This is a genomic window from Accumulibacter sp., assembly GCF_036625275.1.
Lineage (GTDB): Bacteria > Pseudomonadota > Gammaproteobacteria > Burkholderiales > Rhodocyclaceae > Accumulibacter.
The window spans coordinates 1-21,255 of the sequence record NZ_JAZKUD010000069.1; the positions used below are offsets into that span (position 1 = coordinate 1).

A 21,255-nucleotide genomic window follows, 5' to 3' on the forward strand; every position below is an offset into this window, starting at 1 on the left:
GCTTGCGCAGCGCTGGTCAAGCCTGGCGGGCATGTATTCTTTTCGACCATCAACCGCAATCCGAAGGCTTACCTGTTGGCGGTGATCGGCGCCGAGTATGTCCTGCGCATGCTGCCCAGGGGGACCCACGATTACGCCAGGTTCATCAAGCCATCGGAACTTCTGCGCTGGGCCAGAAATGTCGGCCTCGATGTGCTTGACTTGCGCGGGATGACCTACCATCCCTTGACCGGACGGTACACTCTCGGCCGCGATAGCGATGTCAATTACCTGCTGCATACCGTGAAGAATGTTTGAAGCGTTCCTGTTCGACCTGGACGGGACTTTTGCCGATACGGCTCCGGATCTGGCGGCGGCACTCAACCGCTTGCGTTCTGATCTCGGCCTGGCAGCGCTTCCGGCGGCCCGCTTGCGTCCTCTCACTTCACAGGGCGTCAGGGGCCTGCTAAAGGCGGGGCTCGACATGCAGCCGGGCGATCCGGACTATGCACAGTTCCATGATCGCTTCCTGCGCTATTACAGCCAGGACATCTGCGTCGAGACGACGGTTTTCCCTGGGATCGACGAACTGCTCGGCGGTTTTGAGCGCCGTGGTTTGCCATGGGGAATCATCACCAACAAGGCGCAACGCTTCACCCTGCCGCTGCTGAACCAATTGGGCTACGCCAAACGTGCCGCCTGCGTGGTCAGCGGCGACTCTGCGCGGCGTGCCAAGCCCGCAGCCCAGCCGATGCAGATGGCTTGCGCGCTGATTGCCAGGGAGCCCACGTGCTGCCTTTACGTCGGTGATGACTTGCGTGACATCCAGGCGGGCCGATCTGTCGGCATGGCCACGGTGGCGGTTCGCTACGGCTATCTTGGTGATGGCGACCCGATCGAGGCCTGGGGAGCCGATCATCTCGTCGATGAGGCTCGGGAGATCGCCGCGCTGGCCGGCATCCACTGACCCGTGTCGCGGGTGTCGTGATGCGTTACAGTGCACGTATGCCACGCACAGCCTTGATCCTTTTCGCCCACGGCGCACGTGACCCGGAATGGGCGGACCCGATGCGCCGTGTCTGCGCGGCGATGCGCGAACAGGCGCCCGAACTGCGTGTCGAACTGGCCTTTCTCGAGTTCATCCCACCCGATTTGCGTGCGTGTGCCGAATCCCTGATCGCCGAACGCTGGGAACGCATCCTGGTCGTGCCGATGTTCATCGCTCGCGGTGGGCATCTGAAGCGCGATGTGCCGCTGCTGCTCGAAGAACTGCGACAGCGCCATCCGCAAACGTGCTTTGAACTCGCGCCTGCGATTGGCGAGGCCGAGCCCATCGTCCAGGCCATGGCCCGGCATGCGCTGGCGCTCGCCAGTCGCTGAGGTGGCGCGGTGGATGCATGGGATCAGCAGGCGCACGCGCCTTGCTGTGATGCGCGTGCGAGCCTGCATTCTTACGGACCCGACCGGTGGCTGACATCACCTTGTCGCCGATCGGCTATCTGGCGACGCCCTTTCGGGACCGCTTCGGCATTCCTCGTCAGCCACGTCTGGCACCGCATGCACGCGGCCAACTGCGCCTGCTGCGACCGTATGACCGGGAGGAAGCGGTGCGTGGCCTGGCGGCTTTCTCGCATGTCTGGCTCAGTGTCGTCTTTCACCACTGCCGCGGCGATTGGCACCCGACGGTTCGGCCGCCGCGGCTGGGAGGCAATCAACGCGTGGGTGTATTCGCCAGCCGCAGCCCGTTTCGCCCGAATCCCCTGGGGCTGTCGCTGGTCGAACTGTTGTCCATTGAAACGCGTGCGGGGGTGGTGTTGACTTTTGGCGGCGTTGACCTGCTGGACGGTACGCCAGTTCTCGACATCAAACCGTACCTTCCCTTTGTCGAGAGCGAGCCGGCGGCCCGCAGCGGTTTCGTCGAGGGTCCGCCGCCGCAACTGGCGGTCGATTTCAGCGGGCAGGCGGCGATGCAATTGTGCCGGCACGAATCTCGCTGGCCGGACCTGGCGGCGCTGCTGTGCGAGGTGTTGGCGCAGGATCCGCGTCCGGCCTACGCGAGCGATCCGTTGCGACGCTATGGCTTGCGTCTTTACGATCTGGAAGTCAAATGGCGTTGTACGGGGACGCGGGCCGTCGTTGAGGAAATTGTGCCGGCTGTGGTCGACTGATGGCCCAGCCCATCGGCGAGGTCTGCTCCGGTCAGCAAGCTGCGGGTGGGTTTTGTCGGGAGCACGATTCAGGGCCAGGCGGTGAGCGAGGTGGTAAGCTTTCCGGTTATTCCGACGCCCGCGCAGGTCACGGCGCCAGGCGTTCGCGAATCCATTGCTGATCGCTGTCCAGCCGGTAGCGCAGACGGTCGTGCAGACGGCTCTTTCTGCCCTGCCAGAATTCCCAGGTATCAGGACGCAGCCGGTAGCCGCCCCAGTGCGGTGGACGGGGTGGGTGCAGCAGGAACTTCGCGCCATAGCGAGCGGCATTGCCGACGAGTACGCTGCGGCTGGCAATCACCTGGCTCTGCGGACTCGCCCAGGCGCCGATGCGGGAATCGAGAGGGCGGCTGGCGAAGTAGGCATCGCTTTCGGCGGCGCTCACTTTCTCGACGCAACCCTCGATGCGCACCACCCGCTCCAGGTCGACCCAGTGAAACTGCAGTGCTGCCCAGGGATTGGCAGCGAGTTCGCGACCCTTGCGACTGTCGTAATTGGTGAACCAGGTGATGCCCTTTTCGTCATAGCCCTTGATCAGTACCACACGGGTGGACGGGCGCAGGCGGCTGTCTACCGTCGCCAGGGTCATGGCGTTGGGTTCGGGGACTTGCGCGCTGATCGCTTCGCTGATCCATTTCTCGAACTGCCTGAGAGGGTCGGCGAGTGACGCGTCCTCACTGAGTTCGGCGCGTTCGTAGCTTTTGCGGAGGTCGGCGAGCTTGGTCATCTGGCGTACGAGGAGGCAATGGGTGGAGCCCGGCAGGGCTGGAGCATACCGTGGCGGATTATCGTCGATGCGCTACCCCTGCAGCCAGTTCTTGCGCAGGGAGTTGCGTTTTCGCTGCAACTGCAACTGGTGGCGATCCTTGGCCGGCGCGCCGAGTTGGACCGTGAATTCCATCAGTTCGTCGCGTCGAAAGGCGTGTATGTGGACCGTCTCGCCGGCCTGACGGCGACTCAACAGGCGGTCGAGGGTCGATGGCGTGACTCGCAAGCCATTGATCGCCAGCAGCAGGTCGCCGGCCGACAGTCCGGCGACTTGCGCCGGGCTGCCTTCGTAGACGATCGTCAATCGGGCCTCGCTGCCGTCGCTGCCGGTTTGCACGCCGAGCGACGGGCTTGTGGAGCTTGCCGAACGCTTCAGCCGGATGCCAAAGGGCTGCAGCAACTGCGCCAGGTCCACGTCGGTCGTGCCATGGACGGCTTCGGCAAAAAAGTGTTCGAGGTTAAGGCCGGACAGTTCTTCAGCGAGCAGCCGGATGTCCTCGTCGCCAATGCCGCAGCGCTGCTCACCCTGGCCATGGCGTTGCCAGAGCGCGCGCATCACGTCGTCCAGTGAAATCCGGTTGCTGGTCTCTGCGCGCAGCTTCAGGTCGAGTGCCAGCGCCACCAGTGCTCCCTTGGTGTAGTAGCTGACCACTGCATTCGGGGTGTTCTCGTCGGGCCGGTAGTATTTCGTCCAGGCGTCGAAACTCGACTCGGCAAGCGTCTGCCGCTGCCGACCGGGGTTGTTGTGGACCTTGTCGATCGTCCTGGCGACCAGCGCCAGCCAGTCTTTCAACCGGATCAAGCCGCAGCGTAGCAGCGCCAGGTCGTCGTAGTACGAGGTGAAACCCTCGAAGGCCCAGAGCAGGGTGGTGTAGTTTTCGGCATCGAGATTGTAGGACGAGAATGCCGCGGGCTGGATGCGCTTGACGTTCCATGCGTGGAAATACTCGTGGCTGCACAGACCGAGAAAGCTGCGATAGCGCTTCGGTGTGCCGCGCATGCCAGGGTAGGGCAGGTCGTCGCGGGCGCAGAGCAGCGCCGTCGAGGCCCGATGCTCAAGTCCGCCATACGCCTCGTCGACGGCGGTGACCAGGAAAACGTAATGCGGCATCGGTGCCGGTTCGCCGAAGAAGCGGATTTGCCATTCACAGATGCGCTGCAGGTCGGCGCTCAGGCGCGCCAGGTCGCAGTCATGACGCCCGCTGATGGCGATTTCGTGCGGGACACCACAGGCCGTGAATGTGGCCAGCGTGAAAGTGCCCATGGCGACCGGATGATCGATCAACTCGTCATAGTTGGCGGCTCGGTAGAGGCCGAAAGCGTGTCGCCGGGCAGTCTGGTGACATGCCGGAGTGAGCGCGGTGGCGACACGCCAGGCTTCGAAGTGCCTGCCGATCGGCCGCTGGATATCGACCAGACACGGCAAATGTTCGTGACCGAGGGCACGCAGGAATACGCTGCTGCCATTGAAGAAGGCGTGTGTCTGGTCGACATGCGCAGCGCGTACCGAGAGATCCCAGGCGTAGACCTCGCAGATGACGGTAAGCGCCACACCCTTGCCGAGCGGCGCAGCCTGCCAGCTATGTTTGTCGAGCTTGGTGAGCGCGACCGCTTTGCCGGCAGCCTCGGCACGAATCGCGACGATGTGGCGTGCGAAGTCACGAATCAGGTAGCTGCCGGGGATCCAGGCCGGCAGCGCGAAACGCTGCCCCGCCGGGTCGGGTGCGGCCAGGCTGCAGCGCACTTCGAGAAGATGCGCTGCAGGCTTGCTCGGACGAATGCTATAGCGGATGTGCATAGGCCTCATCGCTTGAGTGGGTCTGGTCAGGGTATTGCCGGAATTGTACGGCTTGCGTGCGCTGCCATGCGCAGGCATGGGGTCAACATCGGGGCGATGCAGCGCGGGCCGTGAGAGAGGAAAACGCTCATCACTGCCATAAGCATGGCGGTCAGCCGGGGGAACTTTCCTTTCATGACCGAATCATCATTCAATTGGCGCTTGGCTGAATGCGCAAGTCATGCCAGAATCGAAACCATCCGGGAATCGGGAGATGGCCTGATTTCCCTGGATTTCACCCATCAATTACCCGAAGACACATGGAGGAGACACAATGAGCCCATATTGCAGAGGTCTTATGCTGGCAGCAACGCTGTCGGCGAGCCTGTTGTCGGCGCCGGTTCTGGCGCAGGAACTGACCGGTACGCTGAAGAAGGTCAAGGAAACCGGAGTCATCACGCTCGGGCATCGCGAGTCGTCGATACCCTTCTCGTATTATGACGACAAGCAGCAGGTCATCGGTTATTCGCAGGAGCTGATGATGAAGGCGGTCGACGCCATCAAGGCCGAGCTGAAGCTGGCCAAGCTGGAGACCAAGCTGATGCCGGTGACCTCGGCGAATCGCATCACGCTGGTCCAGAACGGCTCGGTCGACCTGGAATGCGGTTCGACGACCAACAACACCGAACGTCAGAAGCAGGTCAGTTTTTCCAATACCATCTTCATCATCGGCACTCGTTTGATGACCAAGACCAATTCCGGGATTACCGATTTCCCCGAGCTGGCGGGCAAGAATGTCGTGACCACGGCCGGTACCACCTCGGAGCGTCTGCTGCGCAAGATGAACGAGGACAAGCAGATGAAGATGAACATCATCAGCGCCAAGGACCACGGCGAAGCCTTTTTGACCCTGGAGACCGGCCGCGCGGTCGCTTTCATGATGGACGACGCGCTGCTCTACGGCGAAATGGCCAAAGCCAAGAAAGCCAGCGACTGGGTGGTGGTCGGCACCCCGCAATCATTCGAAGCCTATGGCTGCATGTTGCGCAAGGATGACCCGGCCTTCAAGAAGGTCGTCGATGGTGCACTGGCCAAGGCCATGACCTCGGGCGAAGCCGAAAAAATCTACGCCAAGTGGTTTCTGCAACCAATCCCGCCGAAAGGCCTGAACCTCAATTTCCCGCTCTCCGAAGCCGTCAAGAAGCTGTACAAGGCGCCCAACGACAAGGCGTTCGAGTAAGTTGTCGTGCCGGGGCTGGCTGATCTGCCCCTGGAACGGCGCATTCCGGGGGCCTGCCGGACCCCGGAAGGGAACACAGACCATAAGCAAAGGATGAACCATGCTGAATCAAATGGCAAGACGGTGGTCGATGGCAATGGCGGCGACGCTTCTCGTCTGCAGTGCGGCACTGGCTGCCGACCAGCCGAACGTCGTGATTCTCGCCACGGGTGGCACGATCGCCGGTGCGGGCGCCGATGTCACCAACAGCGCCACCTATCAGGCGGCGAAGGTGCCGGTGGACAAGCTGATCGCCGGCATTCCGCAGTTGAACACGGTGGCCGCGGTGCGCGGAGAACAGGTCTTCCAGATTGCCTCGGAGAGCTTGACCAATGCCAACCTGGTGACTCTGGCCAAGCGTGTCGCAGCGCTGGTCAAGCAGAATGATGTGGATGGTATCGTGATCACGCACGGCACCGATACGCTCGAAGAAACCGCCTACTTTCTCAATCTGGTGGTGCGCACCGACAAACCCATCGTCGTGGTCGGGTCGATGCGACCGGGCACTGCGATGTCGGCCGATGGCACGCTGAATCTGTTCAATGCGGTCAGTGTTGCGGCCAGCAAGGACGCGCGTGGCAAAGGCGTGCTGGTGACCATGAACGACGAGATCAACAGCGGTCGCGATGTCGCCAAGATGGTCAACCTCAGGACCGAAGCCTTCAAGAGTCCCTGGGGGCCGCTCGGGATGGTCGTCGAGGGCAAGAACTACTGGTTCCGTCTGCCCGCCAAGCGGCATACCCGTCATTCCGAATTCGACATCGACAAAATCGACACGCTACCGTCGGTCGAGATCGCCTATGGAGCGGGCAATGCTTCGGATACGGCCTACCGCGCTTTTGCGGCCAATGGCGCCAAGGCGATCGTTCATGCAGGTACCGGCAATGGTTCGGTGAGCAGCGCCGTCGTGCCCAGTCTGCAGGAACTGCGCGGCAAGGGGATTCAGATCATCCGTTCATCGCATGTCAATGCCGGTGGCTTCGTGCTGCGCAACGCCGAGCAACCCGACGACAAGTACGACTGGGTGGTCGCGCACGATCTCAACCCGCAGAAAGCACGCATTCTCGCCTTGGTGGCTTTGACCAAGACCCAGGACAGCAAGGAACTGCAACGGATTTTCTGGGAGTATTGAGCCCGCTTACCGCGAAAGTCGCTCTGCGACTCACGAACCTTCCCTCTCCCCTCGCGGGAGAGGGGCTGGGGGAGAGGGGAAACGGTCATGGCTTTCATGATCGGGGGTGTCTGGAAAAGACATGACCGTTAGGAGGAGAAACATCGATGGGTTACAACTGGAACTGGGGAATTTTTCTGCAGCCGACGGCAACGGGTGACGATACCTATCTCGGCTGGATGTTCTACGGCTTCAAGATGACCATCGCCCTGTCGCTATCGGCCTGGTTGATCGCGCTGGCGCTTGGCGCTGTGGTCGGCGTCCTGCGGACGGTCCCGAACAAGTGGCTGTCGGGGCTGGCCACGGCCTACGTCGAAATCTTTCGCAACATCCCGCTGCTGGTGCAACTCTTCCTCTGGTATTTCGTGATGCCCGAGCTGCTGCCCGAGGCCCTCGGCAACGCCTTCAAGCAGACCAACCCGATCATGCAGCAGTTTCTTGCCTCGATGGTCTGCCTGGCGCTGTTCACCAGCGCGCGTGTCGCTGAACAGGTGCGTTCGGGGATCAATTCGCTGCCGCCGGGACAGAAAAACGCCGGTTTGGCGATGGGCTTCACCTTGCCGCAGACTTATCGCCATGTGATGTTGCCGATGGCGGTGCGTTTGATCGTGCCGCCGCTGACCTCGGAGTTCCTCAACATTTTCAAGAATTCGGCCGTATGTTCGACGATCGGCCTGCTGGAACTGGCCGCCCAGGGCCGGCAACTGGTGGATTACACGGCGCAGCCCTACGAGTCGTTCATCGCGGTGACACTCGCCTACCTGCTGATCAATGTGGTGGTGATGTTCGGCATGCGCTGGGTGGAAGAGCATGTACGCGTCCCCGGCTATCTTGGAGGCAAGTGAGATGCATGAATTCGACTGGTCTTCGATTCCCAATGCGCTGCCTTTTCTCTGGGAGGGTATGAAGATTTCCCTCAAGATCACGGTCAGCGCGGTGATTTTCGGGATTGTCTGGGGCACCCTGCTGGCCCTGATGCGCCTCTCGCCGGTCAAGCCGCTGTCATGGTTCGCGGCTGGCTACGTGAATCTTTTCCGGGCCATTCCGCTGGTCATGGTGTTGTTGTGGTTTTTTCTGATCGTGCCGCATCTGCTGGAAAGCCTCTTCGGCTTCCCGCGCGGTTCGGACATGCGCCTTTCCTCGGCAATTGCCGGCTTTGCGCTGTTCGAGGCGGCTTACTACTCGGAGATCATTCGTGCCGGCATCCAGTCGGTTCCGAAAGGCCAGATGGGTGCTGCCAGCGCGCTCGGCATGACCTACGGCCAGGCGATGCGCCTGGTGGTGCTGCCGCAGGCTTTCCGCAACATGGTTCCCTTGCTGCTGACACAGGGGATCATCCTTTTCCAGGATACCTCACTGGTCTATGTGTCGGCCCTGGCCGACTTCTTTGGTGCGGCCTACAAAGTCGGGGATCGTGATGGGCGTCTGGTCGAGTTGCTGCTCTTTGCCGGTGCCGTTTATTTCGTGATCTGCTTCACCGCGTCGCGAATCGTTCGCTACTATCAGAACAAGCTCAAGACGGCCTGATGCCGCTTGCAGCCATGAATCGAGGAGACTTTTCGTGATTACGATGAACAAGGTGAGCAAGCATTACGGTTCCTTCCATGTCCTCTCCGACTGCACGACACAGGTGCACAAGGGCGAAGTCATCGTCGTCTGTGGCCCGTCTGGTTCGGGCAAGTCGACACTGATCAAATGTGTCAATGGCCTCGAACCCTTTCAGAGTGGCGAAATCATCGTCAATGGCGTGTCCGTCGGCGATCCGAAAACCAATCTTGCCAAGCTGCGCTCGACGGTGGGCATGGTTTTCCAGAATTTTGAACTCTTTCCGCACATGAGCATCATCAATAACCTGGCCATTGCCCAGACCAAGGTGCTCGGGCGTACCCAGGAGCAGGCGCGCGAGAAGGGTTTCAAGTTGCTCGATCGGGTCGGCCTGCGCGCGCAGGCGGAGAAATATCCGGGCCAGCTTTCCGGTGGGCAGCAGCAGCGTGTGGCGATTGCCAGGGCGCTGGCCATGGACCCGATCTGCATGCTCTTCGACGAACCGACTTCGGCGCTCGACCCGGAAATGGTCAACGAAGTGCTTGACGTGATGACCGAGCTGGCACAGGAGGGGATGACCATGATGTGCGTCACGCACGAGATGGGCTTCGCCAAACGCGTCGCCAACCGGGTGATCTTCATGGATCAGGGCCGTATCGTCGAGGACGACAGCAAGGAGGCTTTTTTCGAACACGCTCGTTCGGAGCGAGCACAACAGTTTCTGGCCAAGATTCTGCACCATTGAGTACCGTCTGACTCAGGGCCTGCCTGGAGTGGCGCAGGCGTCAGTGGCCAGCAAGGCGATACCCGATCGATTCGAGAGAAGGAGAACGGCATGGCACTGATCAGCGAGTCTACCCACAACCTGCGCCGCAATCTGCGCGAAATCGCCGAGCAGCAGCACCTTTCGGCGCGCATCGGCGAGTTCCTCGATGGCTACTTCGTCGATGTGGAATTGGGCGGCGCCACGGACGCGAGTCCTGAAGAGCTTCTCGGGGCGGCGGTCCAGCATTTCCGGTTAGGCGAGGTGCGCGCGCCGAAACAAGCCTCGGCCGCTCTCTATACCCCGGATTTTGACCGGCATGGCTGGCACTCTCCGCACACCGTGATCGATGTCATCACCGATGACATGCCGTTTCTGGTCGATTCGATCACCATGCTGGTTTACCACCATGGACTGGTGATCCATCGATTGCTGCATCCTCTGCTGGGCGCCGAGCGCGATGTCGATGGCAGGCTGCAGGCCACGCGGCCGCGTGGCGCTGCCGGCAGTCGAGCGGAGTCCTGGATCCACCTCGAGATCGATCGCATTGGCGAGGCCGGACTGATCGATACCCTGCATCAGGAAATTCTGGGCGTGCTCGCTGACGTGCGCGCGGCCGTCGAAGATGGCCCGACGATGCACGAGCGCATGCGCGAAGCACACACCGAGATGGCCGCCGTGACGCTTGCCGAAGCCGACGAAGCGGCGGCATATCTGGCCTGGATCGCGGCCAACAATTTTGTCTTTCTCGGTTATGCGGATTACCAGGCGGCCGTCGGCGACAGCAAGCTCGCGCGCGTCGCCGGCAGCGGACTCGGCATTCTCCGAAGCGCCGACCATCCCCGCTTTGGCCGTTGCCTGGCGGGAATTCCCGGCGTCGTCGCGGAACTGGCCAGAGATCCCCTGCCCGTGATTCTGGTCAAGGCGGACGCGCGCTCGACGATTCATCGCTCGGCCTACCTCGATTTCATTGCCGCCAAGCGTTATGACGCCGACGGCAACATCGTCGGATTGCGTGCTTTCGTCGGCCTCTACACGGCACACGTCTACCATGTGGCGGCAACCGATGCGCCGCTGCTGCGGCGCAAGATTGCCGCCGTACGGGAAGATCTCGGCTTCCTGCCGCGCAGCCATCGCGACAAGACCCTGCTCAACGTACTCGAAACCTATCCGCGTGACGAGCTGATCGAAATCGCTCACCCGGATCTGGTCCGTATCGCCAGCGGCATCGTGTCCCTGCACGAGCGCGAGCAGGTGCGCATCTTCCTGCGCGACGATGCCTGGGGGCGTTATGTTTCAGCGATCGTCTATATGCCGCGCGACCGCTTCGACACCACCATCCGCGAGCGCATCTCGGCGCTCCTTCATGAAAGCCTCGCCGCCGAACGCGTCGACTATTTTGTCATGCTCGGCGAGTCGCGGCTGGCACGTCTGCATTTCATCGCCCGTACGCCGGTCGGCACCGACTACCGTTACGATGCCGACGCGATCGAAAGGCAGGTGGCACGGATCGTGCGCGGCTGGGCTGAAGAACTGAAACAGAATCTCGTCGGGCACTATGGCGAGGAGCGCGGCAACCGCCTGTTGCGTCGCTATTCGCCGGAATTGCCGCTGTCGTATCAGGAACGGGTCACACCGGCTTCGGCGGTGTCCGACCTCGAACATCTCGAAGCCGCCGAGCAGAGCGGCCGTGTCGAGGTGAAGCTGAGCGCAGCCCAGGGTGACGATGGCTCACACCAGCACCTGAAACTGTTCCGTCGCGGCAGGCCGAGACCGCTATCGGCGATTCTGCCGGTCCTCGAGAACATGGGACTGACGGTACTCTCCGAACAGCCGTTCAGTCTGCCCAGGAGCGACCTGCACATTGCCGACTTCGCAGTGCGCCTGCCGCAGGCTGCGGCGCTGAACGACGAGACGACCCGGCGATCCTTCATCGACCTGCTCGAGAAGCTGTTCCGCGACCAGGCCGAGAACGACGGTTTCAACCGCCTGGTTCTGCTGGCAGGTCTCGACGGGCGGCAGATCAGCATCCTGCGCGCCTACAGCCGTTACCTGCGGCAGGCCGGTTTGCCGTTCAGCCAGGCTTATGTGCAGCGCTGTCTGGCGACGCATTTCCGGATAACGCGGGCACTGGTCGACCTGTTCGAGGCACTCTTTTCTCCGGCAGCAGACGAGGCACGCACCAGAGCGTTTTCCGATGAAGTCAGCACGGCCTTGTTGCAGGTCGGCAATCCCGATGATGATCGGATTCTTTCTGCGCTGCAGACGGTCATTGAGGCAACGCTGCGGACGAACGCCTATCAACCGAGCCCTGACGGTCAGGCCAAGAGTTACCTGTCCTTCAAGTTCTCGTCCAGAGACATTCCCTTCCTGCCCGCGCCGGCGCCGCTCTACGAAATTTTCGTCTACAACGAGCGGGTCGAAGGCGTGCACCTGCGCGGTGCGCGGGTGGCGCGCGGTGGCCTGCGCTGGTCCGACCGCATGGAAGACTTCCGCACCGAGGTGCTCGGTCTGGTCAAGGCGCAGATGGTGAAGAATGCAGTGATTGTTCCGCTGGGATCGAAAGGGGGCTTCGTCTGCAAACGCCTGCCGGCGGCTGGCGAGCGCGAGGCCTTCCAGGCCGAGGGAATCGCCTGTTATTCAACCTTCATCCGGGGCCTGCTCGATCTCACCGACAACCGGGTCGACGGCCGGGTCGTGCCGCCGAATCACGTGCGCCGTCGCGACGGCGACGACCCCTATCTGGTCGTCGCTGCCGACAAAGGGACGGCGACCTTCTCGGACATCGCCAACGGCATCGCCATCGAGTACGGCTTCTGGCTCGGTGATGCCTTTGCTTCGGGTGGCTCGGTCGGTTACGACCACAAGAAAATGGCCATTACCGCCAGAGGTGCCTGGGAGGCGATCAAGCGGCACTTCCGGGAAATCGGTCTCGATACGCAGACGCAACCGTTCACCGTCGTCGGGATCGGCGACATGTCCGGCGACGTTTTCGGTAATGGCATGTTGCTCTCTTCCGAAATCCGGCTGCTGGCCGCCTTCGATCACCGGCATGTCTTCCTCGACCCGAACCCGGACCCGGCGCGCAGCTTTGCCGAGCGGCAACGCCTCTTTGCGCTGCCGCGGTCTTCGTGGGCGGACTACGATCCGGCTCTGATTTCCGAGGGCGGCGGCGTGTGGTCGCGAACGGCCAAGTCGATCCCGCTGTCACCCGAGCTGCGCGCGTGGCTGGGCAGCACCGCCAGCCAGATGACGCCCCCCGAACTGATCAAGACTCTGCTACAGGCGCCGGTCGACCTGCTCTACAACGGCGGCATCGGAACCTACGTCAAGGCCAGCTCCCAGAGTCATCAGGAAGCCAACGATCGCGGCAACGACATTCTGCGGGTCGATGCCGGTCAGCTCAAGGCGCGGGTGATCGGCGAAGGCGGCAATCTCGGCTTGACGCAGAAGGGGCGCATCGAGTTCGCGCTCAATGGCGGCCGGATCTTCACCGACGCCATCGACAATTCGGCTGGCGTCGATTGCTCCGACCACGAGGTCAACATCAAGATCCTGCTGGCCGGGCTGATCCGGCGTGGCGACATGACCGGCAAGCAGCGTGACGCACTGCTCGCCTCGATGACCGACGCGGTCGCCTCGCTGGTGCTGGCCGACAACTATCAGCAGACACAGGCGATTGCCCTCGAAGCGGCAGCCGGAGCGAGCCTGATCGAGGTGCATGGCCGTCTGATTCGCCACCTGGAGTCCCGCGGCGCCCTGCATCGCGGTATCGAATGTCTGCCCGACGACAAAGGTCTTGCCGAACGCGCGCAGCAGAAGCGCGGCCTGACCGCACCGGAAATCGCGGTGCTTCTGGCCTATGCCAAGATCGCGCTCAAGGAAACCCTCCTGGCGTCGAGCCTGCCCGACAGCGAAGACATGCATCAACTGCTGGTGGCCTACTTTCCGGCACCCCTGCTCGCGCATGCCAGCGAACTGCTGCCGGCGCATCCTCTAAGGCGCGACATCATCGCCACGCAGCTCGTCAATCGTCTGGTGAACCGCATGGGAACGACCTTTGTCCTGCAGCTCGGTGACGAAACGGGGGCCTCGGCGGCGCAGGTGGCCGGCGCGTGGTATGCCGCCAGCAGCGTACTCGACGCAGAAACGCTGTGGCACGAGATCGAATCGCTGGACCTGGTCGTCGACGCCACCCGGCAACTGGCGTGGATGACCGGGCTGCGGGCAATGCTGGCGGCGGCGACGCCGCTGGTGCTGACGCAGCATCTGCGGGGGACTCGCCTTGCGCAGTTGATGACCGAATACGGCAGTGCAGTCGCCACCACCATTGACCGCATCCGTCAGGGTCGGAGCGGCGCAGTCGCCATCACCGCGTTGATCGACGAGCGTGCGGCGATCGTTGCAGCGTTCGAGCGGGTGAATCTCGCGCGTGCCTGTGGCTATCCGTTGGACGACGTGACACGAGCACTCGCCGTTCTCGAAGGGCAGATCGATCTGGACTGGCTGGCCGCTGCCGTCTCCCGTCTGCCGGCCGGCAACCGCTGGCAGGCAAGGGCCCGCGCGCAGCTCGGCGGCGAGCTGGCCAGCCTGCGGCAGCACCTCCTGCGGCAGGTTCTCGGCGGCAGCCTGCCGACCACCACGGAAGCCGGCGCGGTGCTCGATGAACTGAAGGGCAATGAACCCCAGGATCTGGCGATGCTTTCGGCGGGGCTGGCAGAGGTCAGGCGACTGCTCGTCGTCTGAAGCGTCTGACGGGCAGGAAACCCGGCAAAACAGCCCAATCGGCCGGTACTGGGGTAGGTACGGCCTGCCCTGACCCTGGGGCCGGGACCTTTCGGCACGACGTGGCGACCGCTGCGCGCCGGGCAGCAACCGTGGTGACCCTTGGCCGGTCGCTGGCAGATCGTCAGCATTCCTTCCTCGGCCGGTGCATCTGCGCCAGCGAGGCCATCAACCATGAACGCATGCCGATGACGATGGTGTAGGGCCGACGCTGCTCGGGCGGCAGTTTGCGGTCGGCGAGATGCTGGTTGGAGAAATCCTGACCGACGCGCGTCAGCCGCTCGCGGAAGGAATTGGCCAGGCCGTGGCCGATCTCGCCATGCACCACCATCAGCATTTCCGATTCGCCATCGAAGCCGCCGGCGAAGTAGTCGTCGAGCACCTCGTTACGAAAGTATTCCATCACCGGCCCGTGCGGCAGCCAGCGAAAGCCTTTCGCCACTTTCAGGCGATAGCGGTTGCCCGGTCGCAGGTCGATGATGCCGATGCGGTCGAGCGCCACCAGTGCGCTTACCAGTTCGGCTTCGGTCAGTTCGTAAGTGGCAAGGATTGCTTCGGCCGACATCTGGCTGATCACGCAGATCGCCACCACCAGCAACTTGCGATCGGCGAGCACCGCTTTCTCCTGCGCCAGAGTCAGCTCCAGCATCAGTGGCCGACTGTCGGCCAGGCGCTGCGCCAGTTCGGCGAAATCGAGGCGAATGACGCGGCAGATGTCGTCGATACGTGACACCGGCATGTCACCCCCTCGGGCGAACATCCGCTTGACGCTGGATTCGGCCATGCCCAGCTCTTTCGCCAGCGCCGCGTAAGTCAGGCCTGCGGCTTTCAGCTCAGCTTTCAGCAAGTGGATCAGATCGGCCGTCGTGCTCATCGCGCCACCTCCAAAAAGTACCATATTACGATACTACGCGTCCGAAATTCTGGCACATCGACCGATTATCTTGTACTAGCGACGCCAATGGGCGAAAGTTCAGCTGTCGTTCAACGCACAACACAGGAGATTGTCAATGGACAGCGGACACAAGCACATCGTCGTACTTCGCGATACTGGCGCCTGGCGCATGCAGGTGTGGATTTCCTTCGCCCTCGCCATCCTGATCTGTGCCGGTGGCCTGCTCTGGCTGCCCGGCACCGATCTCGACCGTGCCTTCATGGTCATGGGCTATCTGTTCTGTCTTTCATCGGCCTTGGTGCTTGCCAAGGCCGTGCGCGACCAAGCCAGCGCCGACAGCGACACCCCCTGGTGGCCGCTGGTGGTGTGGGGCGCCTTCACCCTGGCGATGGCGCTTACCGGCTGGGGCTTGTGGCGCATGGACATCAGCCCGACCTGGAAGGCCTACCTGGTGGTCAGTTGGCTCTACCTGATCTCGACCGCCTTTACGCTGGCCAAGACGCTGCGCGACGGGCATGAGGTCGAACGCCTGGAACGCGAACTGAACGTCGCTGCCGGCAACGCGCTGCGCGAGCAAGCGGTGCCGGCGGCTGCTTCGGATGCGGTCCACACCGATTGACGCTCACTACCAATCACGTTCAGCCAAGGAGAAACTCATGAAAACTGTGGTATCCCGCCGCCGCTTGCTCGGCTGCATCGCCGCTTGCTGCCTCGTTCCCTTCGTCCTCAGCCCGCCGGCGCGCGCCCATGGCGGTGCCCCGGATGCCAGTGTCGCATCTTCACTGGCCCTCTCGCTGCCGGTGGCGGCCCTGAGCGTGGCGCCGCTGATGATTCTCGGCGCAGGCGTAACGCTCACAGTCGTTGCCGTCGAGGCATCGGCGACAGGAATGGTGTGGTTGGTGCGCCGGGTTTCCGATGGCGCCACCGCCAGCCTGCGTTTTTCCGGCGAGGCCGCGGCTTCCGCAGCGGTTGCCACCGGTACCGTTCTCTCGGCGACGGCGATCAGCGCCGGCTGGCTGCTTTCCGCCGCCGGCGAAGTGATCTGCCTGGTGCCCAACGCCCTGGGTGAATCGCTGCTCTATAACGAACGGGTGCGCTGATGGACGCCCGACGTCGTTTGCGCAGCCAACTGTGTCGTCGCCTGTGCTTGTGGGGGACCGCTGTCCTCGTCCTGTGTGCTCTATTGCCGGCCTGGGCGGGCCAGGATTGCACGCCGCGCAGGCCGACACTCGCGGCGATGGCGCGCGATCTGGATCTGGCCGTCAGCGTCGCGGCACAGCTCGACGAACTGGCTGCGCGCGACGGCTTGCGCGTCGCGCTGCTCGCCCGTATCGGGCAGGATCTGAGCGCGTACGGCCTGCGCTATACGCACCTCGGTTTCGTCTACCGCGACACGGCAGCACTCGACGGTCGCGGTGCCTGGCGGGTAGTGCATAAACTGAACCAGTGCGGCAGCGACCGCGCGCAGATCTACCGGCAGGGTCTGGCCGAGTTCTTCGGTGACGGTTTGTTCCGCCACGAGGCCGGCCTGCTGCCGCTCAAGGACGCTGACGCGCTGGCGCCTTTGCTCACCGACAACGCGCTGCTCGCTCTCGTGCACGAGCCACGCTACAACATGCTTGCCTACCCCTGGGCCGGCCCCTACCAGCAGAGCAACCAGTGGGTCATCGAAACCCTGGCCGTGCTGCGCGATCCCCACGTCAACAGTCGCGCCGAGGCGCGAGCCTGGCTGCGCGGACGCGGCTACCAGCCCGCGACGGTGCCGCTTTCGGCAGCGACCCGCCTCGGCGCGCGGATGTTTACCGCCCACATCAGCTTCGACGACCATCCTTTCGGCCGCCGCATGGAGGGGCAGATCGACACCGTCACCGTCGAATCGGTATTTGCCTGGCTGACGCGCACCGGTCTGGGCGAACCGCCGATGGCACTGCGTATTCGTCCGCCTACGGTACGGGCTCGACCTGGTCGGCCGGAACGTGCCCCGGTGCCGGCCGGTGCCAGCACGATTTCCCGAGCCCCTGCATGAACCCTGCGTCGCTCCTGGCGACGGCGCAAAGGCGAGCGTGTGCGCCGTGCATGGCGCATGACGAAGAGAGACGGGAATGCTTCTGACCACTTGTCACTGCAGACTGCGGCTACCCCGCAGGATCAACTCGTTGCCGGATGAACCCTGAGTCGATTCATTCCCAGGGGTTGCTGGCCCAAGCGCTGGATCGGGCCAATTTGCGTTGCGTCCTGCAGTCGGCGTATTCTATTACGTCGTATAATTGTATACGTCGTAAAGACTTTGGTTCGCGGAGCACTGCCATGCGCCGCCGTAGCCGGCCCGCGATGCAGCGCGGGCCGTGGAAGGGGTTGGGGGGCTTCCATGTCCTTGCCAAGGCCAGCAGAGCGGACTGACGGCTGTGGCGATGTGTTTTCGCACGGATTCGACGAATTCGTGTGCAACGATGCCCCCCAACCCTTCCCCCCGCGAGGGGAGGGGAGCATGCGAGAGGGGAGGTCTATCGGTTCCTCCCAACCCTTCCATTCATATCCGCCGGGATACGCAGCGCCCGGAATTTGCCCAGAAGAGGAGTCGGCAACATGGTCGATACAGCAAAACACCGTGATCAGGCGAGCACCGAGACCGGCCGCCGGGAACGCAAGCGGCGGCAGCAACTCGACCATATCGCCGCGACCGCCTGGGCGCTGTTCGAGGCCAGCGGCTTTGACACCGTGACCATGGAGCGCATCGCCGAGGCGGCGGATGTCTCCAAGATGACCCTCTATCGCTACTTCCCGGTCAAGGAAGCGCTGCTGCGCCACATTTTTCACACCGACCTACGGGAGGCCTGGCCGGCGATCCAGCCGGAACTGGCCCATGCAGCGCCGGGGCGGGTGCAGCTCCGGCGCTTTCTTGAAATACAGGCAGCTTGGTGCGAGGGGCGACGGGTTTTCCTGCTGCCCTACATCCGCCATCGCCTGGGCGACATGTGCGCCCCGGCGGAAGGGCGCGAGCGCAGCGGCATGGACGTGATCTTTACCGAGCTGATCGCGCAGGGGCAGGCCGCCGGCGAATTCCGCAACGACCTGCCGGCGCCGCTGTTGGCGATGCACTTTCAGTTCGCTCACCTGGCAACGCTGCTACGCTGCCTTGCGGACGACCGCCTGCCTCTGGCCGAGGAACTGTCCCGCATGCTCGATCTTTTCTGCGACGGCATGGCGGTGCGGCCATGAATGCCGGCTGCGAACTGATCGCAGCCGCTGCTGCCGCCGATGCCGCGCCGGAGGCGGTGGGTGGCAAGGGGCGGCAGCTTGGCCTCCTGCGGCGCTATGGCTTGCCGGTGCCGGATTTTTTCGTCATCCCCGCGGTGTGGAGCGAGCAGCGGCGACAAGACATGCCGGCGGAGTTGGTGACACCACTTCGGCACGAACTGCTGGCTCGCGGCTGGAACGACCGGCCTCTGGCCGTACGCTCGTCGGCAGTGGGCGAGGATGCCGCCAATGCGTCCTTTGCCGGCATTTTCCTTTCACGTCTCAACGTGCTGGGTGCCGACGCACTGGCCGAGGCCGTGGCGGAGGTCTGGACCTCGCTGGATACGCCCACCGCGGCGGCCTATCGGGAGCGCCTGGGCATCGGCGGCGAGCCGGCGATGGCGGTCCTGGTCATGCCATTGCTGACTGCGGTGGCTTCGGGCATCGCTTTCACCTGCGATCCGGTGAGTGGGCGCGAGGACCGTATGCTCGTCCACGCCAACCGGGGTCTGGGGGAAAGTCTCGTCGGTGGCGAAGCGGTCGGGGACGAAATCGTCTTCGCCGAGGATACGGGCGACACCTGGCGCGTGCTGGAATTCCGGCCCGGCGCCAAGGCGACCATGAGCGTTCCCTCCCCGGCGGGCGGCACCCGGCGTGTGCCGGTGCCGGTGGCGCAGGCGGCGGCGCCGGTTTTCGACACCACCCAGGCGGAAGCCCTGGCGTCGCTGCTGCGGGACGCTGCCCTGGCCCTCGACTTCGTCGCCCCGTTTTTTGACCTGGAATGGGTCTGGGATGGCCAGCAGTTCTGGCTCACGCAGATTCGCCCGGTGACCCGCCGGCCCCATTACACTTACGCCGGCCTGCGCAGTCAGCCGGCCATCTGGACCCGCGGCAACACCTGTGAGGTCATGCCCGCGCCCCTGCAACCCATGGACTGGAACTTCTCCCGCCGCGGCTGCAACGATCTGCTGGAGCAGGGCTGGAAGATCGCCGGCTGCCCGATTCTGCCGGGCGCCCAACGCGCCGGCCTGTTCGACGGCTACCTCTACCTCGAAGCTTCAATCATGCAGTGGGAGGCCTGGGACGGCATGGGCATTCTGCCCGAACATTTCAACGCCCTGATGGGTGGTCACCAGCCCGCCATCGCCACCGTGCCGCCCACCTGGCGCGACCGCTGGCGCCGCTTCGGCAACATGCTCCGCTATCTCCGCCGTGCCCCGGCCCTGGCCCGCAGGGGGGATGCCGAGGTGGCAGCGGCGCGGGCTCTGGCGCGGGAGCTGCGCGATGTGCCGCTGCCCAGGAGCCCGGACGACATCGGGAGACTGCTACGCCGCCTGTTCAAGCCGGTGCGGGAATTCCACGGCATGTTTTTTCTGCAGGGCTCCGGTGGTGGCAGCCTGAGCCTCCTGCTCGATACCCTGGGGCGCGTCTTTCCCGGCGAGAGCGAGGCCCTCGGGTCGGCGCTCCTGGCTGGTGGCGAACCCAGCGTCACGGCAGCGCAGGGCTATGCCCTCCTCGATCTTGCCCACCGCGCCAGACGGACCGCCGATCCGGCCTGCCCTCTCCATGACCCGGACTTCGCCGCCGCCTTCGCCGTCTTCCTCGAAGAATACGGTCATCGCGGCCATTACGAAACCTACGTTCGCAATCCTCGCTGGTCGGAGGAGCCGGAGTGCCTGTTGGCGCAACTGCCGGCCCTGGCCGAGGTGGACGCCGCGGCGTTGCGCGCGCGCCAGCAGACGGCGGCGCGCACGGCCTGGGCGCGTATCCGGCGAGAGATGCCGTTCTGGCGCCGGTTCCTCTTGCGGGCTCAGGTGCGCGCCGCCAATCGGGACTGCAACCGTCGGGAAGCCGCCCGTAGCGCCATGATCGCCCTGCTCGCGACTGCACGCCGCCTCTGGCTGCTGATCGGCGAGCGCTTTGCCGGCGAGGGCGCCCTGGCCCGAACCGAAGACGTCTTTTTTCTGCTGCCTGCCGAACTGGAACGCTACGCCAACGGCCTCATCCCTGCCGCTGGCCTACGGACTCGGGTGGCCGACCGGGCGCAGCGTTTCGCCACCTGGCAGGCGGCCACGCCCCCGGAATGGCTGACGCTGACTCCCTGCGGGGCGCCAGCGCTGCCCGACCAGGCGCGGCAGCCAGCCATCCCGGCAGGGAGCCGGTTCCGCGGCGTCGCTACCGGAACCGGCGTCGCCCGCGGCAAGGTGCGTCGCCTGCGTCACCCTGCCGAGGGTGTCGCCCTGCAGCCCGGCGAAATCCTCGTCGCCCCCGCCACCGATCCGGGCTGGACGCACCTTTTTCTCAAGGCCGGCGGGCTGGTGGTCGAAACCGGCGGCTACTTGTCCCACGGCGCCATTGTCGCCCGGGAGTTCGCCCTGCCGGCAGTGGTCAATCTGCCGGGGATTTTGGCGGCATTGCAGGACGGGGACGAGGTCGAGGTGGATGGCTTGCGGGGGGAGGTGCGGAGGCTGAGCAGCGGCGTGGTCAGGTAGCATCCGGCGGCGCTTGCCAATCGCCGGCCCCGGTGTTGTCAGTTTGATGAAACTGGCGCACCCCTCATCCCGTTGCAAATGGACAGCTCAACCGTCCGCCTTGCCTCAGATCCGCCAGTTTCACCTTGGCCGCTGCGGCGTCGCGGCGATATTCTCGCCCATGGGTTTGAGCACGGCTCCGTCCTGCGGCTTCTGAAGCTCGCGGATGGCACGCGGATTCAGGTTGTAGAAACCAGCCCTTTGCGGGTGCCCCGAACTTACTCAGGGCTCGGTGTCTGAATTCTGACGTGAAAGTCAGAAGGAGACGATCGTGATCCTGAGTGAGGTGTTGGAACGATTTACCAAACGGGCGCCGAT

18 protein-coding genes are annotated in these 21,255 nt (G+C 63.7%); 15 read left to right on the top strand and 3 right to left on the bottom strand.

Annotation, left to right across the window (positions count from 1 at the left end; genetic code table 11):
• From ubiG to tsaA, 4 genes are all read left to right on the top strand, one after another.
• On the top strand, nt 1-297 hold a 297-nt coding region (gene ubiG, locus V5B39_RS16890; protein ID WP_332344034.1), incomplete at its 5' end, for a bifunctional 2-polyprenyl-6-hydroxyphenol methylase/3-demethylubiquinol 3-O-methyltransferase UbiG.
• On the top strand, nt 290-946 hold the full coding sequence (locus tag V5B39_RS16895) for an HAD-IA family hydrolase (protein WP_332344035.1): 657 nt from the start codon (nt 290-292) through the stop codon (nt 944-946). The genes ubiG and V5B39_RS16895, both read left to right, overlap by 8 nt.
• A 20-nt stretch (nt 947-966) precedes the next feature.
• A complete protein-coding gene (locus tag V5B39_RS16900) occupies nt 967-1,359 on the top strand; it encodes a sirohydrochlorin chelatase (protein WP_434735712.1) in 393 nt (130 codons plus the stop codon).
• Nucleotides 1,360-1,445: 86 nt separating this feature from the next.
• Nucleotides 1,446-2,147, top strand: a complete 702-nt coding sequence (gene tsaA, locus V5B39_RS16905) for a tRNA (N6-threonylcarbamoyladenosine(37)-N6)-methyltransferase TrmO (protein ID WP_332344036.1) — start codon at nt 1,446-1,448, stop codon at nt 2,145-2,147.
• Between the two features lie 127 nt (nt 2,148-2,274).
• Here the strand turns inward: tsaA and pdxH are convergent, their stop codons facing one another.
• Nucleotides 2,275-2,913 carry a pyridoxamine 5'-phosphate oxidase gene (gene pdxH, locus V5B39_RS16910; protein WP_332344037.1) on the bottom strand — a complete coding sequence of 213 codons (639 nt, stop codon included), beginning with the start codon at nt 2,911-2,913 and terminating at the stop codon, nt 2,275-2,277.
• 72 nt (nt 2,914-2,985) lie between these two features.
• A complete protein-coding gene (locus tag V5B39_RS16915; RefSeq protein ID WP_332344038.1) occupies nt 2,986-4,761 on the bottom strand; it encodes a M61 family metallopeptidase in 1,776 nt (591 codons plus the stop codon).
• A gap of 328 nt (nt 4,762-5,089) precedes the next feature.
• On the opposite strand from V5B39_RS16915, the gene V5B39_RS16920 reads away from it, so the two are divergent.
• From V5B39_RS16920 to V5B39_RS16945, 6 genes are all read left to right on the top strand, one after another.
• A complete protein-coding gene (locus V5B39_RS16920; protein ID WP_434735713.1) occupies nt 5,090-5,971 on the top strand; it encodes a glutamate/aspartate ABC transporter substrate-binding protein in 882 nt (293 codons plus the stop codon).
• A gap of 130 nt (nt 5,972-6,101) precedes the next feature.
• Nucleotides 6,102-7,142: an asparaginase gene (locus V5B39_RS16925; protein ID WP_332344050.1), complete on the top strand. Its 1,041-nt coding sequence runs from the start codon at nt 6,102-6,104 to the stop codon at nt 7,140-7,142.
• Nucleotides 7,143-7,288: 146 nt separating this feature from the next.
• Nucleotides 7,289-8,026, top strand: a complete 738-nt coding sequence (locus V5B39_RS16930) for an amino acid ABC transporter permease (RefSeq protein WP_332344040.1) — start codon at nt 7,289-7,291, stop codon at nt 8,024-8,026.
• A 1-nt stretch (nt 8,027) separates the two neighbouring features.
• Complete coding sequence (gene gltK, locus V5B39_RS16935) at nt 8,028-8,708, top strand: glutamate/aspartate ABC transporter permease GltK (RefSeq protein ID WP_034945099.1); 681 nt, start codon at nt 8,028-8,030, stop codon at nt 8,706-8,708.
• A gap of 43 nt (nt 8,709-8,751) precedes the next feature.
• Nucleotides 8,752-9,471 (top strand): amino acid ABC transporter ATP-binding protein, encoded by a 720-nt coding sequence (locus V5B39_RS16940; protein WP_434735714.1) that lies wholly within the window; start codon nt 8,752-8,754, stop codon nt 9,469-9,471.
• Nucleotides 9,472-9,561: 90 nt separating this feature from the next.
• Entirely contained in the window at nt 9,562-14,235 is a 4,674-nt protein-coding gene (locus V5B39_RS16945) for an NAD-glutamate dehydrogenase (protein ID WP_332344042.1), read from the top strand.
• A 163-nt stretch (nt 14,236-14,398) separates the two neighbouring features.
• On the opposite strand, the gene V5B39_RS16950 is transcribed toward V5B39_RS16945, so the two are convergent.
• Nucleotides 14,399-15,148, bottom strand: a complete 750-nt coding sequence (locus V5B39_RS16950; protein ID WP_332344043.1) for a helix-turn-helix domain-containing protein — start codon at nt 15,146-15,148, stop codon at nt 14,399-14,401.
• Nucleotides 15,149-15,284: 136 nt separating this feature from the next.
• Here V5B39_RS16950 and V5B39_RS16955 point away from each other — a divergent pair, with 136 nt between their 5' ends.
• The 5 genes from V5B39_RS16955 to V5B39_RS16975 all read left to right on the top strand — a co-directional run bounded on the left by V5B39_RS16955 (nt 15,285) and on the right by V5B39_RS16975 (nt 20,898).
• Nucleotides 15,285-15,788 (top strand): YiaA/YiaB family inner membrane protein, encoded by a 504-nt coding sequence (locus tag V5B39_RS16955; RefSeq protein WP_332344044.1) that lies wholly within the window; start codon nt 15,285-15,287, stop codon nt 15,786-15,788.
• Nucleotides 15,789-15,825: 37 nt separating this feature from the next.
• Nucleotides 15,826-16,269, top strand: coding sequence for a hypothetical protein (locus V5B39_RS16960; protein WP_332344045.1), 444 nt, complete (start codon nt 15,826-15,828; stop codon nt 16,267-16,269).
• Entirely contained in the window at nt 16,269-17,195 is a 927-nt protein-coding gene (locus V5B39_RS16965; protein ID WP_332344046.1) for a DUF2145 domain-containing protein, read from the top strand. Before V5B39_RS16960 ends, V5B39_RS16965 begins: the two co-directional genes overlap by 1 nt.
• Nucleotides 17,196-17,755: 560 nt before the next feature.
• Nucleotides 17,756-18,388, top strand: coding sequence for a TetR/AcrR family transcriptional regulator (locus V5B39_RS16970; protein WP_332344047.1), 633 nt, complete (start codon nt 17,756-17,758; stop codon nt 18,386-18,388).
• The gene (locus V5B39_RS16975; RefSeq protein WP_332344048.1) at nt 18,385-20,898 is read left to right on the top strand and encodes a PEP/pyruvate-binding domain-containing protein; all 2,514 of its coding nucleotides are present in this window, start codon (nt 18,385-18,387) and stop codon (nt 20,896-20,898) included. Before V5B39_RS16970 ends, V5B39_RS16975 begins: the two co-directional genes overlap by 4 nt.
• Nucleotides 20,899-21,255 lie beyond the last annotated feature (357 nt).